The sequence below is a fragment of the Pseudomonas sp. PDM18 genome (assembly GCF_014852585.1).
In the GTDB taxonomy this organism is placed as follows: domain Bacteria; phylum Pseudomonadota; class Gammaproteobacteria; order Pseudomonadales; family Pseudomonadaceae; genus Pseudomonas.
The window spans coordinates 1-15,709 of sequence record NZ_JACVBX010000020.1 but is presented as its reverse complement, the minus strand read 5'-3'; the positions used below and the strand labels follow the sequence as shown (position 1 = coordinate 15,709).

Annotated in this window: 11 protein-coding genes and 2 pseudogenes; 11 read left to right on the top strand and 2 right to left on the bottom strand. The window is 66.1% G+C overall.

Annotated elements, in window-relative coordinates:
- Positions 1-34 precede the first annotated feature (34 nt).
- The 9 genes from bioF to IB274_RS27630 all read left to right on the top strand — a co-directional run bounded on the left by bioF (position 35) and on the right by IB274_RS27630 (position 11,310).
- Positions 35-1,240, top strand: a complete 1,206-nt coding sequence (bioF, locus tag IB274_RS27670) for an 8-amino-7-oxononanoate synthase (protein ID WP_192435984.1) — start codon at positions 35-37, stop codon at positions 1,238-1,240.
- A complete protein-coding gene (locus IB274_RS27665) occupies positions 1,233-1,958 on the top strand; it encodes an alpha/beta fold hydrolase (RefSeq protein WP_192435982.1) in 726 nt (241 codons plus the stop codon). The genes bioF and IB274_RS27665 overlap by 8 nt, the downstream gene beginning before the upstream one ends.
- A complete protein-coding gene (bioC, locus tag IB274_RS27660; RefSeq protein WP_192435980.1) occupies positions 1,951-2,748 on the top strand; it encodes a malonyl-ACP O-methyltransferase BioC in 798 nt (265 codons plus the stop codon). The genes IB274_RS27665 and bioC overlap by 8 nt, the downstream gene beginning before the upstream one ends.
- Positions 2,749-2,853: 105 nt before the next feature.
- On the top strand, positions 2,854-3,537 hold the full coding sequence (gene bioD / locus IB274_RS27655) for a dethiobiotin synthase (protein WP_192435978.1): 684 nt from the start codon (positions 2,854-2,856) through the stop codon (positions 3,535-3,537).
- 73 nt (positions 3,538-3,610) lie between these two features.
- Entirely contained in the window at positions 3,611-3,841 is a 231-nt protein-coding gene (locus IB274_RS27650) for a hypothetical protein (RefSeq protein WP_192435977.1), read from the top strand.
- A gap of 308 nt (positions 3,842-4,149) precedes the next feature.
- The gene (locus IB274_RS27645) at positions 4,150-5,955 is read left to right on the top strand and encodes a phenylacyl-CoA dehydrogenase (RefSeq protein WP_138525329.1); all 1,806 of its coding nucleotides are present in this window, start codon (positions 4,150-4,152) and stop codon (positions 5,953-5,955) included.
- A gap of 171 nt (positions 5,956-6,126) precedes the next feature.
- Positions 6,127-7,407, top strand: coding sequence for a sensor domain-containing diguanylate cyclase (locus IB274_RS27640; protein WP_192435975.1), 1,281 nt, complete (start codon positions 6,127-6,129; stop codon positions 7,405-7,407).
- A 119-nt stretch (positions 7,408-7,526) separates the two neighbouring features.
- Positions 7,527-9,323, top strand: a complete 1,797-nt coding sequence (locus IB274_RS27635) for an acyl-CoA dehydrogenase C-terminal domain-containing protein (protein WP_192435973.1) — start codon at positions 7,527-7,529, stop codon at positions 9,321-9,323.
- 208 nt (positions 9,324-9,531) lie between these two features.
- Positions 9,532-11,310: an acyl-CoA dehydrogenase C-terminal domain-containing protein gene (locus tag IB274_RS27630; RefSeq protein ID WP_192435971.1), complete on the top strand. Its 1,779-nt coding sequence runs from the start codon at positions 9,532-9,534 to the stop codon at positions 11,308-11,310.
- A 346-nt stretch (positions 11,311-11,656) separates the two neighbouring features.
- Here the strand turns inward: IB274_RS27630 and IB274_RS27625 are convergent, their stop codons facing one another.
- Positions 11,657-12,535: a LysR family transcriptional regulator gene (locus tag IB274_RS27625; RefSeq protein WP_024763624.1), complete on the bottom strand. Its 879-nt coding sequence runs from the start codon at positions 12,533-12,535 to the stop codon at positions 11,657-11,659.
- A gap of 100 nt (positions 12,536-12,635) precedes the next feature.
- Between IB274_RS27625 and IB274_RS27620 the strand changes: the two genes are divergently transcribed.
- Complete coding sequence (locus IB274_RS27620) at positions 12,636-13,343, top strand: MOSC domain-containing protein (protein ID WP_192435969.1); 708 nt, start codon at positions 12,636-12,638, stop codon at positions 13,341-13,343.
- A 206-nt stretch (positions 13,344-13,549) separates the two neighbouring features.
- Positions 13,550-15,522: pseudogene (locus tag IB274_RS27615) on the top strand (PhoX family protein).
- A 36-nt stretch (positions 15,523-15,558) separates the two neighbouring features.
- Here IB274_RS27615 and IB274_RS29770 read toward each other — a convergent pair.
- Positions 15,559-15,709: pseudogene (locus IB274_RS29770) on the bottom strand (IS110 family transposase); the annotation flags it as partial.

The following is a 15,709-nucleotide window of genomic DNA, read 5'->3' as shown; positions in this document are numbered from 1 at the left end:
GCCTCGCAGGACCACCGCCGACACGGGGTTGCGTATGCCTTTCGATCTCGCCGCCCGCCTGGCCCAGCGCCAGGCGGAGGACCTCTACCGCCGCCGTCCGCTGCTGGAATCGCCGCAGGGACCGGAAGTGGTCATCGACGGCCAGCCGATGCTGGCCTTCTGTTCCAATGATTACCTGGGCCTGGCCAATCATCCCGAGGTGATTGCCGCCATGCGTGCCGGCGCCGAGCGCTGGGGCGTCGGTGGCGGTGCCTCACACCTGGTCAACGGCCACTGCGGCCCGCACCACGAGCTGGAGCTGGCGCTCGCCGAGTTCACTGGCCGCCCGCGTGCGCTGCTGTTCTCCACCGGCTACATGGCCAACCTCGGCACCGTCACCGCCCTCGTCGGCAAAGGCGATAGCGTGCTGGAGGACCGCCTCAACCACGCCTCGCTGCTGGATGCCGGCCTGCTTTCCGGCGCACGCTTCTCGCGTTACCTGCACAACGACGCCGCCAGCCTCGCCTCCCGCCTTGATAAGGCCGAAGGCAACACGCTGGTCGTCACCGATGGCGTGTTCAGCATGGACGGCGACCTGGCCGACCTGCCCAGCCTTTGCGCGACGGCGCGGAAACAGAATGCCTGGGTGATGGTCGACGACGCCCACGGATTCGGCCCGCTGGGCGCGACCGGCGGCGGCATCGTCGAACACTTCGGCCTGGGAATGGATGACGTGCCCGTTCTGGTCGGCACCCTCGGCAAGGCTTTCGGCACCGCTGGCGCCTTCGTCGCCGGCAGCGAAGAGCTGATCGAGACACTGATCCAGTTCGCTCGTCCCTACATCTACACCACCAGCCAACCGCCCGCCGTGGCCTGCGCCACGCTGAAAAGCCTGGAGCTACTGCGCGCCGAGAGCTGGCGCCGCGATCACCTGAATGCGCTGATCGCGCGCTTCCGCGCAGGCGCTCGGGCCATCGGACTGAGCCTGATGGACAGCCCGACGCCAATCCAGCCGATCCTCATCGGCGGTAGCGCCCAGGCCATGGCGCTGTCGGCGGAGCTGCGCCAGCGCGGCATCCTCGTCGGCGCTATCCGCCCGCCCACCGTGCCGGCCGGCACCGCGCGCCTGCGCGTGACCCTGTCTGCCTCGCACACCGAAGCACAGGTCGACCGCCTGCTGCTGGCGCTCGCCGAAAGCTGGCAGCGCGTGTCGTCTAGCCTTCTGGCAGAGATCGATGCCGAGGAGGGCGATGATGCGTGACCAATTGATCCTGCTGCCGGGCTGGGGCCTGGGGAGTGCGCCACTGGAACCGCTGCGCGACGCGTTGCTGGAGCAGGCACCGCATTTGAATGTACAGATCGAGCCGTTGCCGGCGGACGCCGACCCGAATGTCTGGCTCGACGAGCTGGACGACAACGTCGCCCATGACGCCTGGATTGCCGGCTGGTCGCTGGGCGGCATGCTCGGCGCCGAGCTGGCGGCGCGCCGTGGCGAGTCCTGCCGGGGGCTGGTGACCATCGCCAGCAACCTCTGCTTCCGCCGTCGCGAGGACTGGCCGGATGCTATGGCCAATGAAGTCTTCGAGGATTTCTTCGAGGCCTTCCTGCTGGAGCCGCACCTGGTGCGCAAGCGCTTCACGATGCTGGTCAGCCAGGGCGCCCGCGACCCGCGCACCCTCGCCCGCCAGCTGCAGGTGGCGCTGCCGCAATTGAATGTCGAAGGCCTGACCGCCGGATTGCAACTGCTGGGGCAGCTGGATACTCGCGCCGCCCTCAGTCGCTATCCCGGCCCGCAGTTGCACCTGTTCGCCGCCAACGATGCGCTGGTCCCGGCCAGCGCCGCCGACGCGCTGCTGGAATGGCTGCCGGACGTCGAAGTCAGCCTGTTGCCCAGTGCCAGCCACGGCCTGCCGCTGGAACAGCCGGACGAAGTGGCGAGCGCCATCCTGAAGTTCATCCACGAGGGTGACGATGCCTGATTGCAGTACCAGCGCGCTGCCCGACAAACGCCAGGTAGCCGCCTCCTTCTCACGCGCCGCGTCGACTTACGACGCGGTGGCCGAACTGCAGCGTGCCGTTGGCGGCCGCCTGCTGGAGTTGCTCCCGGTGCAGGCCCCGCCGCAGCGCTGGATCGACCTGGGCAGTGGCACCGGCTATTTCACCCGCGCCCTGGCAGTGCGTTATCCACAGGCACAGGGGCTGTCCGTCGACATCGCCGAGGGCATGCTGCGCCACGCCCGCGAGCAGGGTGGTGCGCAGCACTTCATCGGCGGCGATGCTGAGCGGCTGCCGTTGCGCGATGGCGCCACCGACCTGCTGTTCTCCAGCCTGGCGATCCAGTGGTGCGGGGACTTGCCGGCGGTGCTGGCCGAGGCGCGCCGCGTGCTGCGTCCTGGTGGCGTCGTAGCGTTCAGCAGCCTGTGCATCGGCACGTTGGGCGAGCTGCGACAGAGCTGGGAGGCGGTGGATGGCTTCGTCCACGTGAACCGCTTCCGTCCATTCGAGCAGTACCAGCAGCACTGCGCGGGCAGCGGCCTGCAAGTGCTGGAGCTGCGCACCGAGGACCGTGTCCTGCACTTTCCCGACCTGCGCAGCCTGACCCACGAACTCAAGGCGCTCGGCGCGCACAACCTCAACCCCGGCCGGCCCGATGGGCTCACCGGGCGCGAGCGGGTGCGTGCGCTGATCGCCGCATACGAGCGCTTCCGCCAGCCCGAGGGCCTGCCGGCGACCTACCGGGTGGTCTACGCCGTCCTGCGCAAGCACTGACCCTTGTAGGAGCGAGCTTGCTCGCGAACGGGGCTCACCGGCAGCACCGGAGCTGGGCGAATTCGCGAGCAAGCTCGCTCCTACGAAGAGCACCAGAGGAAAACCATGTCCCACGCCTACTTCGTCACCGGCACCGACACCGAAATCGGCAAGACCACCATCGCCTCCGGCCTGCTGCATGCGGCGCGGCTGGCTGGGTTGTCCACGGCGGCTGCCAAGCCGGTAGCCTCCGGCTGCGAGCGCAGTCCGGAGGGACTGCGCAATTCGGACGCGCTAGCGCTGCTGGGCGAGTGCAGCGTGCCGCTGGCCTATGAACAGGTGAACCCCTTCGCCTTCGAGCCGGCGATTGCCCCGCATCTGGCCGCCCGCGAACAGGGTGTGCAGCTGACGGTGGAAGCGCTGAAAGGCCCGGTGCGGTCGATTCTGGAGCTGGGCGCCGATTTCACCCTGGTGGAAGGCGCCGGCGGCTGGCGCGTGCCGCTGGCGGGGGAGGAGAACCTTTCCGACCTGGCCATCGCCCTTGAACTGCCGGTGATCCTCATCGTCGGCGTCCGCCTGGGCTGCATCAACCATGCGGTGCTCAGCGCCGAGGCGATCCAGCGCGACGGCCTGCTGCTGGCCGGTTGGGTAGCGAACATCGTCGATCCACAGACCTCCCGTCTGGAAGAAAACCTCGCGACCCTCGCCGAACGTCTGCCCGCACCCTGCATCGGACGCGTGCCGCGCCTGCCCCACGCGACTGCGGCGGCAGTGGCCGCGCACCTGGACCTGGGCATCCTGGATTTGTAACCGGGCCTTGGCCTGGCGGACTCCGTCTGCTTGAATAGTGGCCACTTGCTGCTTTTGCTGTGGAGGCGTGTCGATGGAAGTTTCCGGTAATGCTTTCTCTGCGGGCCTGTATGGCGTGCAGAACGGCCAGCGCCGCGTCGACCGCGCCAGCACCGACATCGCCACCGCCGGCAGCGCGCCCAGCGAAGTGCTCAACGACCGCCTTGTCGACCTGCGCCGTGGCGAGCATGAGGTGAAGGCCAACGCCAAGGTCATCCAGGCTGCCGACGAAACGCTTGGCACCCTCATCGATATCCGCGCCTGACCGCGTCTCTTTCCATCCCTGATTCTGCTCAGCGGCCGGCTGTCCTTGCGACACGCCGGCCGCTCTGCCATGGGCTTTAATTAGCCTTAGGACGTCTCTGCGGATACACCCTGCGGAGGACCCTGTGAGCGTGACCAGGCGGTCGGTTTGCATGCTTGACAAGGGTATGGCGTAAACGTATGTTTCAAACGCCTGTTTGACTGTCCGGATGCGTACGCGCACCGACTGGGCGGCCGGGAATGCTCCCGCACTGCGACCGCAGCAACCGGTCGCCCATTAACCAGAACCCTTCGTAGAGGTTTACCGCTATGCCTGATTACAAGGCCCCCTTGCGTGATATCCGTTTCGTTCGCGACGAGCTGCTGGGCTACGAAGCGCACTACCAGAACCTGCCGGGCGCCGAAGACGCCACCCCGGACATGGTCAATGCCATCCTCGAAGAGGGTGCGAAGTTCTGCGAACAGGTAATTGCTCCGCTGAACCGCACTGGCGACCTGGAAGGCTGCAAATGGAGCCCGGAGGGCGTCAAGACTCCGACCGGCTTCAAAGAGGCCTACCAGCAGTTCGTCGAAGGCGGCTGGCCGAGCCTGGCCCATGACGTCGAGCACGGCGGTCAGGGTCTGCCCGAATCCCTGGGTCTGGCCATCAGCGAAATGGTCGGTCAGGCCAACTGGTCCTGGGGCATGTACCCGGGCCTGTCCCACGGCGCCATGAACACCCTGCACGCCCACGGCACCCCGGAGCAGCAGCACGCCTACCTGACCAAGCTGGTTTCCGGCGAGTGGACCGGCACCATGTGCCTGACCGAGCCGCATTGCGGCACCGACCTGGGCATGCTGCGCACCAAGGCCGAGCCGCAGGCTGACGGCACCTACAAGATCACCGGCACCAAGATCTTCATCTCCGCTGGCGAACACGACATGGCCGACAACATCGTCCACATCGTGCTGGCCCGCCTGCCCGACGCCCCGCAAGGCACCAAGGGCATCTCGCTGTTCATCGTGCCGAAGTTCCTGCCCAACGCCGAAGGCAACGTGGGCGAGCGCAACGCCGTTTCCTGTGGCTCCATCGAGCACAAGATGGGCATCCACGGCAACGCTACCTGCGTGATGAACTTCGACGCCGCCACCGGCTTCCTGATCGGCCCGCCGAACAAGGGCCTGAACTGCATGTTCACCTTCATGAACACCGCTCGCCTGGGTACCGCGCTGCAAGGCCTGGCCCACGCCGAAATCGGTTTCCAGGGTGGCATCGCCTACGCTCGCGAGCGTCTGCAGATGCGTTCGCTGACCGGCCCGAAAGCTCCGGAAAAAGCCGCTGACCCGATCATCGTGCACCCGGACGTTCGCCGCATGCTGCTGACTGCCAAGGCTTTCGCCGAAGGCAACCGCGCCATGCTGTACTTCGCTGCCAAGCAGGTCGACATCGTCCAGCGCAGCCAGGACGAAGAAGAGAAGAAAGCCGCTGACTCGATGCTGGCCTTCCTCACTCCGATCGCCAAGGCGTTCATGACCGAAGTGGGCTTCGAAGCCGCCAACCACGGCGTGCAGATCTATGGCGGCCACGGCTTCATCGCCGAGCACGGCATGGAACAGAACGTCCGCGACAGCCGCATCTCCATGCTGTACGAAGGCACCACCGGCGTTCAGGCGCTGGACCTGCTGGGCCGCAAGATCCTCATGACCCAGGGCGAAGCGCTCAAGGGCTTCACCAAGATCGTGCACAAGTTCTGCCAGGCCAACGAAGCCAACGAAGCGGTCAAGGAATTCGTTGCACCGCTGGCTGCGCTGAACAAGGAGTGGGGCGACCTGACCATGAAGGTCGGCATGGCTGCCATGAAGGACCGCGAGGAAGTCGGCGCTGCTTCGGTCGACTATCTGATGTTCTCCGGCTACGCCTGCCTGGCCTACTTCTGGGCCGACATGGCTCGCCTGGCTGCCGAGAAGCTGGCTGCCGGTACCAGCGAAGAGGCCTTCTACCAGGCCAAGCTGAAGACCGCGCGCTTCTACTTCCAGCGCATCCTGCCGCGCACCCGCGCGCACGTTGGCTCCATGCTGTCCGGCGCCAACAACCTGATGGACCTGGCCGAGGAAGATTTCGCCCTCGGTTACTGATCAGCGCGTTAGGCGGACGGCTTGCCGTCCGTCTGCTGAACAGGAAGAAGCCCGCCGCAAGGCGGGCTTTTTCGTATCTCCGATCACACAAATGCCTGCAGAAAATGCCATCATTACGCCACTGGCCGGCCGCCTGAGCGTGAGCCCGGTATCCACCCTGCGGAACCCCTTGTGCGACCCACGGCCCCCTACCGGCTCAGCCACTTCCTCACGCCTCTGCTGCTGATCCCGGCCGGCATCGCCGCCGGCTCCCTGGCCGAACTGTCCGACTTCTTCACCTCGCTGTTCAACGTCCTGCCGACCCTGCTGTTGCTGCTCGGTGGCGCGCTTTGCCTGGTCTACAACCGCCAGCGCCAGTTGTTCATGCTGACGGGCGTGTACATCGCCTACTTCCTGCTCGATACCCAGGTCGACTACTTCCAGGCCCACCGCGTGGTGATGCCCGAGGCTGCGCTGGTGTTCCACCTGTGCTGTGTACTGCTGCCGCTGCTCTATGGGATGTACGGCATCTGGCAGGAACGCATGCACCTGCTGCAGGACCTGCTGGCCCGCAGCGCCGCGCTGATCGCCGTGGCAGGTGTGGCGACGGCCCTGGCCAAGCGTTTCCCGCAGGGCCTGGCGGAGCTGCTCAGCGACACCTACTGGCCGGCGTTGCACGGTCAGTGGATGAGCCTGGCGCAGCTGTCCTACTTCGGCTTCCTCATCGCCTTCATCGCCCTGGTCGCCGCCTACGTGCGCCAGCCGCGCCCGCTGCACGCCGCGCAACTGGTTGGCCTGCTCGGGTTGCTGTGGATGCTGCCCAAGGTGTTCATCCTGCCCCATGCGCTCACCGTGATGACCAGCCTGGTGATGCTCACCCTGGCCGGCGCGGTGGCCCATGAGGCCTACCAGATGGCCTTCCGCGACGAACTCACCGGCCTGCCCGGGCGCCGCGCGCTGAACGAGCGTTTCCAGCGCCTCGGCCAGCAGTACGTGCTGGCGATGATCGACGTGGACCACTTCAAGAAATTCAACGACAGCCACGGTCACGACGTCGGCGACCAGGTGCTGCGCATGGTCGCCAGCCAGTTGCGGCGTACCGGTGGCGGTGGCAAGGCGTACCGCTATGGCGGTGAAGAATTCACCGTGGTCTTTGCGGGCAAGACGGTGGAACAGTGCCTGCCTTATCTCGATGGCGTGCGCCAGGCCATCGAGGGCTACGCGATGCACCTGCGCGATCGCGGCAACCGTCCCAGGAACGACCGCCAGGGCCGCAGCAAACGCAGTGGCAAGGATTCGCAGACCGTCTCGGTGACCATCAGCGTCGGCGTCGCCGAGCGCGATGGCGAGCGGCGCAGCCCGGAGGAAGTCATCAAGGGCGCCGACGAGGCGCTGTACTCGGCCAAGAGCGGCGGACGCAACCGCGTGGCCGTACACGGGCAATCGCGTCGCGGAGCGGTGCGCACCGCCTGACCCGGCCGGGTTATGACCCCGCATTCAGCGCGTGCAGCGTGATTGTCCAGGCGGTCACGCGCCGATAGGTTCGAGGTTTCCGCGCCACGCTGGCGCCCCGAACCGAACGGAGATTCGCGATGCCCGAGTACAAGGCCCCCCTGCGCGACGTGCGCTTCCTCACCGACGAAGTCTTCGACTTCACCGGCCGCTACGAAGCCCTCGGCGCCACCGACGCCACCCCGGACATGTTCGCCGCCATCCTCGAGGAAGGCGCGAAGTTCTGCGAGCAGGTCATCGCCCCGCTGAACCGCTCCGGCGACGAGGAAGGCTGCCACTTCGACAACGGTGTGGTGACCACGCCCAAGGGCTTCAAGGAAGCCTTCGCGCAGTACGTCGAGGCCGGCTGGAACGGCGTTTCCAGCGACCCGGAATACGGCGGCCAGGGCCTGCCGCCGTCCCTCGGCCTGCTGGTCAGCGAGATGATCGGCGCCTCCAACTGCTCCTGGGGCATGTACCCCGGCCTGACCAAGGGCGCCATGGCCGCGATCCACGCCCACGGCACCGCCGAGCAGAAGAACACCTACCTGCCGCGCATGACCAGCGCCGTCTGGACCGGCACCATGTGCCTCACCGAGCCGCACTGTGGCACGGACCTGGGCATCATCAAGACCCGCGCCGTGCCCAACGCCGACGGCAGCTACGCGATCACCGGCACCAAGATCTTCATCTCCGCCGGCGAACATGACATGAGCGAGAACATCATCCACCTGGTGCTGGCCAAGCTGCCTGACGCGCCGGCTGGCACCAAGGGCATATCGCTGTTCATCGTGCCCAAGTTCAACCTCGACGCGAACGGTGAAGCTGGCGAGCGCAACGCCGTGGCCTGTGGCTCCATCGAGCACAAGATGGGCATCAAGGCTTCGGCCACCTGCGTGATGAACTTCGACGGCGCCAAGGGCTTCCTGATTGGCGAAGCCAACAAGGGCCTGGCCTGCATGTTCACCATGATGAACCACGCGCGCCTGGGCACCGGCATGCAGGGGCTCTGCCTCGGCGAAACCAGCTACCAGGGCGCCGTGCGTTACGCCCAGGACCGCCTGCAGATGCGCTCGCTGACCGGCCCGAAGGCGCCGGAGAAGCCCGCCGACCCGATCATCGTCCACCCGGACGTGCGCCGCATGCTGCTGACCATGAAGGCGTTCAACGAAGGCAACCGCGCGCTGGCCTACTTCACCGCGCAGCTGCTGGACATCGAGCACCTGTCCCAGGACGCCGAGGAGCGCGAGCGCGCGGCCAACCTGCTGGCCTTCCTCACCCCGATCTGCAAGGCCTTCATGACCGAGACCGGCCTGGAAGTGACCAACCACGGCATGCAGGTGTTCGGCGGCCACGGCTTCATCCGCGAGTGGGGCATGGAGCAACTGGTGCGCGACTGCCGCATTGCGCCGATCTACGAGGGCACCAACGGCATCCAGGCGTTGGACCTGCTGGGCCGCAAGGTCCTCGGCAGCCAGGGCAAGCTGCTGATGGGCTTCACCAAGCTGGTGCACCAGCTCTGCCAGCAGCACGCCGAGCACCCGCAGCTGAAAGCCCAGGTGGCCCAGCTGGCGGCGCTGAACAAGCAGTGGGGCGAGCTGACCCAGAAAGTCGGCCTGGCCGCCATGAAGAACCCGGACGAAGTCGGCGCCGCCTCGGTGGATTACCTGATGTTCTCCGGCTACGTCACCCTCGGCTACTTCTGGCTGCGCATGGCGCTCGTCGCCGGGCAGAAGCTGGAGGAGGGCGCCGGCGAGAAGGCCTTCTACGAAACCAAGCTGGCCACCGCCGAGTTCTACTTCAGTCGCCTGCTGCCTCGCGCACTGTCCCATGTGGCGGCGGCGGAGGCCGGGTCCGAGGTGCTGATGCGCCTGTCGGCCGAGCAGTTCGCCCTGTAATCCCCGTGCCAGACAAGGAGGCCCGCTGCGTGCGGGCCTCCTCGTTTTTCGCTACATATTGTGACCAAACTATTGTTGTGCGGTCACAACATGACGCTTAAAGTCTGAAAAGTTGTTGGAGTAAACTCCGGCGGCGTACCTTCGTGTACCTCCTATTCTGATACCGCTGGCTGCCTGATCAGCCGTCGTTTTCGTTCGAGGATCCATCATGGCTGACTACAAAGCTCCCCTGCGCGACATGCAATTCGTCCTCAATGAAGTCTTCGAGGTCGCCAATCTCTGGGCCGAACTGCCTGCCCTGGCCGAGACCGTTGATGTCGAGACCGCTGCTGCGATCCTCGAAGAGGCCGGCAAGGTCACCGGCGGCGTGATCGCCCCGCTGAACCGCAGCGGCGACGAAGAAGGCTGCAGCTGGAGCGCCGAAGGCGTGAAGACCCCGGCCGGCTTCCCCGAGGCCTACCGCACCTACGCCGAAGGCGGCTGGGTGGGCGTGGGCGGCGCGCCGGAGTTCGGCGGCATGGGCATGCCCAAGGTGATCGGCGCCCAGGTCGAGGAAATGGTCAACTCGGCCAACCTGTCCTTCGGCCTGTACCCGATGCTGACCGCCGGCGCCTGCCTGTCGCTGCTCAACCACGCCAGCGAAGAACTGAAAGCCCAGTACCTGCCGAACATGTACGCCGGCACCTGGGCCGGCTCCATGTGCCTGACCGAGCCGCACGCCGGCACCGACCTGGGCATCATCCGCACCAAGGCCGAGCCGCAGGCTGACGGTAGCTTCAAGATTTCCGGCACCAAGATCTTCATCACCGGCGGCGAGCACGACCTGACCGAGAACATCATCCACCTGGTGCTGGCCAAGCTCCCCGACGCGCCGGCCGGCTCCAAGGGCATCTCGCTGTTCCTGGTGCCCAAGGTGATGGTCAACGCCGACGGCTCCCTGGCCGAGCGCAACGCCGTGTCCTGTGGCTCCATCGAGCACAAGATGGGCATCAAGGGTTCCGCCACCTGCGTGATGAACTTCGACGGCGCCACCGGCTGGATCGTCGATGCGCCGAACAAGGGCCTGGCCGCCATGTTCACCATGATGAACTACGAGCGTCTGGGCGTGGGCATCCAGGGCCTGGCCACCGGCGAGCGCTCCTACCAGAGCGCCGTGGAATACGCCCGCGAGCGTATCCAGAGCCGCGCGCCGACCGGCCCGGTCGCCAAGGACAAGGCCGCCGACCCGATCATCGTCCACCCGGACGTGCGTCGCATGCTGCTGACCATGAAGGCGCTGAACGAGGGCGGCCGCGCCTTCTCCAGCTACGTCGCCATGCAACTGGACACCGCCAAGTACAGCGAAGAACCGACCACCCGCAAGCGCGCCGAGGAACTGGTCGCCCTGCTGACCCCGGTGGCCAAGGCCTTCCTCACCGACATGGGCCTGGAAACCACCCTCCACGGCCAGCAGATCTTCGGCGGCCACGGCTTCATCCGCGAGTGGGGCCAGGAGCAGCTGGTGCGCGATTGCCGCATCACCCAGATCTACGAAGGTACCAACGGCATCCAGGCGCTGGACCTGATGGGCCGCAAGATCGTCGGCAGCGGCGGCGCCTACGCCAAGCTGTTCACCGACGAGATCCGTGCCTTCACCGCCTCGGCTTCCGCCGAGCTGGCCGAGTTCACCGGCCCGCTGAACGCAGCCGTGCAGAACCTGGATGAGCTGACCGCCTGGGTCCTGGACCGCGCCAAGGGCAACCCGAACGAGATCGGCGCCGCGTCGGTCGAGTACCTGCACGCCTTCGGCTACACCGCCTACGCGTACATGTGGGCCCTGATGGCTCGCGCTTCGCTGGGCAAGGAAGGCCAGGACGAGTTCTATGCCAGCAAGCTGGGTACCGCGCGCTTCTACTTCGCCCGCCTGCTGCCGCGCATCCACTCCCTGACCGCCTCGGTGAAGGCCGGCAGCGAGTCGCTTTACCTGCTGGACGCCGCGCAGTTCTAATCGGCTGATCCAAGAAGCCCCGCTCCGGCGGGGCTTTTTCATGGCGATATTTCTTTTCCGAAGGGCGATATTTCGAATCCGTGTAAGCCAAAGCTTACAAAGAGCGGTGGTAATCGGCGTCTTTCTGACAACGGCTTACAGCGGTAACCTTCTCCTCAGTCAGGACATTGCGCAGGAAGCGCCAAAGACAACACGGAAATATAGGGATTCCACCATGGATGGTGGCCTGCATGGACGTCAGGATATCGGTCTGCAAAACCCCGCTTCGCAAGAAGCGGGGTTTTTTCTTACCCGCGATTTCGCGAGCGCCTTGCTCCACTCCGCGATGGGGGCACCTGTAGGAAAATCAAACCGCCCCATCCAGCAGCGAGCGCAACAACTCCACGGTCGGCTGCTGCCGTTGCGCATCGCGATAGACCAACCCCACGCTCAGCGGAATACGCGGTTCGCTCAATGGCTTCCATAGCAGGTCCTTGTGCGCGTGCATCTGTCGCGCGCGCCCCGGCAGCACGGTGGCGAAGCGGCTCTGCGGCAGGCTGTCGAGGATGCCGCCCATATGGTTCAGCTCCGCCTGCACCCGTGGCCGCCGGCCGATGGCTGCCAGTTGCTCCTGCCAGATCTGCCGCGCGCGGAATTCCTCGCCGAGCAGCAGCATCGGCAGTTCCGCCGCCTGGGCCAGCGACACCTTCTTGAAGTCCTTCAGCGGATGGTCCGCCGGTATCACCAGTTGCAGTTCGTCCGGATACAGCTCCACCCCGTGCAGCGCCGGCTGGCGCGGCGGCAGGAAGCCGATGCCGATGTCCAGCTGGCCGATCAGCAGGCGGCGCTCGATCTCCACCCCAGAGAGTTCATAGATGCGTACCTGCACATGCGGTTGCGCGGCGTGCAGGCGCTCCACCAGATGCGGTACCAGGCTCGCGTTGACCGTCTGCAGTACGCCAATGGCCAGGCTGCGCGCACTCTGCCCACGGAAACCGCGCAACGCCTCGCGAGCCCGCTCCAGGCCTTCCAGCAGCGGCACCGCGTGGTTGTACAGCGTATGCGCGGCGGCGGTTGGCAGCAGGCGTTTGCCGCTGCGCTGGAACAGCGCCACGTCGAGGTTCTGCTCCAGCTGGCGGATCTGCTGCGACAGCGCCGGCTGGGAAATCGCCAGGCGTTCAGCGGCGCGCCCAACGTGGCCTTCCTCATAAAGCGCGACGAAATAGCGGAGCTGGCGGAAATCCATAAGGTCTGCTTATCAACGAAACTGGAAAATCGAAATGGAGTATCACCCCTCCAGGTCACTACTCTAGCGCTAGTCCGCTGTCTCAGATGGGTAGACAAAGGTGGAAAGCATCGTCATCCAGGGCGTTTTCATAGGCAAAGTCGAAGAAAGCTGGGGAGGTCTGCTCAGCGACATCGGCAAGCTGGAAACGCATCAGGAAGTCTGGCTCGGCGCCGAAGGGCTACCGGGCGACGCACGGGCCGACCTGCGCCGCGACGGCGGTCTGGACCGCGCGCTGCACCACTACCCGGCCGAGCACTACCGCCACTGGCGCAAGCAGCACCCGCAGACGCGCTGGCGACAGCCGGCCTTCGGCGAGAACCTGTCGACCTTCGGCCTCAATGAACAGGAGGTCTGCATCGGCGACCTGTTCCGCTGGGGCGAAGCGCTGATCGAAGTGAGCCAGCCGCGTTCGCCCAGCTACCGCCTGGCCAAGCGCTGGAACCTGCCCGAACTGCCTTTCGAGGTGCAGGAGCAGGGGCGCTGTGGCTGGTTCTACCGGGTGCGCCGTTCCGGCATGGTCGCCCCCGACGCACCGCTGGAGCTGGTGCAGCGGCATTACCCGCAGCTCACCGTGGCGAGCCTGCTGGACTGGTACTTCGGCCACCCGCTGGAACGTACCGGGCTGCGCCTGATGATGGCCTGCGACGCGCTCTCCCTGCGCTGGCGCAAGACCGCCGCGCAACGCCTCACCAGTGGCGTGCTGGAAGACTGGACGGCCCGCCTGGCGGGCCCCGAATGTTCGGAGCAGGGCGGCTTACAGAGCTGAGCCGCACTGTTTCGCAAATGCCCTCGCGCCCGCCCCCGGACGTCGTCTTGGTCCTGTGGGGCGGCTTTTATTGCCGCCGCCGAGCCTGTCACAGGGCTCGGCGGCGTTGTCATGCCGACGTAACACCGCATTCCTAACCTTCCGCCGATAGCTTCTACTGACAACCCGAGCCGTCAGAAAGACGGCCGCGCGGAAGGAACCATCTGATGAGCGAGCGTTTCCAGGAATTCCACGACGACTGGCCGCCTTTGACGACCAGTCGATCAACCCCTCCGGCAACGTGCCGATGAGCGAGCTCATCGATGCTTCGCGCCGCCGCCTGCTGAAGAACAGCCTGGTGCTGGGCGCGGTCGGCTTCCTCGGTGGCAGCCTGCTCCCCGGCCGCTCGCTGTTCGCCGCTGACGCTCCGGTACCGACCGGGCTGCTGGGCTTCAAGGGCGTGGCGGTGCAGCAGGACCCGAAGTTCGACCGGGTGATCGTCGCCGAGGGCTACAGCGCACGGCCGTTCTTCTCCTGGGGCGACGCCGTGGTAAGCGGCTCACCGGCCTGGAAAGGCGACGCCAGCGAGGACTGGAAAGCCCAGGAACTGCAGGCCGGCGACAACCATGACGGCATGCACTACTTTCCCTTCCCCGATGCGCCGGACAGCCACGGCCTGCTGGTGATCAACCACGAGTACATCAACCCGACGCTGCACCCAAAGGGCCAGACCTTCGAGGACCGCCCCGATGGTTCGCGCGGCCGTCCGGAAGGCGAGGTGCGCAAGGAGATCGCCGCCCATGGCCTGAGCGTGATCGAGGTGAAGAAGGACGCCGGCGGCCAGTGGCAGCGTGTCGAGGGTTCGAGCTACAACCGCCGTATTACCGGCAGCTCTCCGCTGGACCTGTCCGGGCCGCTGGCCGGCCACGACCTGCTGCGCACCGCCAGCGACCCCGAGGCCAGACAGGTGCTCGGCACCCTGAACAACTGCTCCATGGGTGTCACGCCCTGGGGCACCTACCTGGCCTGCGAAGAGAACTGGCACCAGTACTTCGTCAACCGCGACAAGGCCGACTACGCCAAGCGCGTTTCGCACAAGCGCTACGGCCTGTCCAACGGCCAGTTCAGCAATTACTACGCCTGGGAAGCGGTGGATGAGCGCTTCGACGCCACGCCCAAGGCGGACCAGCCCCACGGCGGCCACGTCAACGAGCCGAACCGGTTTGGCTGGGTGGTGGAGATCGACCCATTCGATCCGACCTCCACGCCGAAGAAGCGCACCGCCGTCGGCCGTTTCTGCCGCGAGTGCTCGACCCTCTCGCTGGGCGCCGACAACCGCATGGCCTTCTACTACGGCGATGACACCAAGGGCGAGTACATCTACAAGTTCGTCCCGGCGGGCAAGTACCAGCCGAACAACCGCGCGGCAAACGTCGACCTGCTGGACGAAGGCACCCTCTACGTCGCCCGTTTCAATGCGGATGGCAGTGGCCAGTGGCTGCCGCTGGTCCATGGGCAGAACGGACTCGCCGCCGAGAGCGGGTTCGCCAGCCAGGCCGAGGTGCTGGTCAATGCCCGCGCGGCTGCCGACCTGCTGGGCGCTACGCCCATGGACCGCCCCGAGTGGGTCGCGGTGCAGCAGACCACCCGCGAGGTCTACGTCAGCCTCACCAACAACGACGCGCGCGGCAAGAAGCAGCCGGTAGACGCCGCCAACCCGCGCAAGGAAAACCTGCACGGGCAGATCCTGCGCTGGAACGAGGCTGGGGGCGATCCGACCTCGACGACTTTCCAGTGGGAAATCTTCCTGCTGGCCGGCGAGCACAAGGGCGCCAACGCGCCGGAGAACCTGATCGGCACCATCAACGGCGACATCTTCTCCTCGCCGGATGGCCTGTACTTCGACACCGCTGGCCGCCTGTGGATAGAGACCGACTACGACGACGCCGAAGCGCCGATGCAGGCCATGGGCTGCAACCAGTTGCTCTGTGCCGACCCGCATAGCCGCGAGGTGCGGCGCTTCCTGGTCGGCCCGCGTGGCTGCGAGCTGACCGGCATCACCCAGACGCCGGATGGCCGGACGCTGTGGGTGAACATCCAGCACCCGACCCTCAGCTTCCCGGCCAGCGACGGCAAGAGCATCCCGCGTTCGACGACGCTGGTGATCACCAAGGATGATGGGGGCGTGATCGGGACGTGATGGCCAGGTCGTGATGCCTTGTAGGAGCAACTGTCTTCACACGGCACCTGTCCTCCAACCGGTGCCGTCTCTCACCATCGCGTTGATCCGCACGATCAGTACGCGCATGCATGCCACTAATGCGACCTTCGGGCACCGCCCCTTGTCCCGTAGTTTTTGGTAGCGATCAGCAAACTCCTGCTGATAA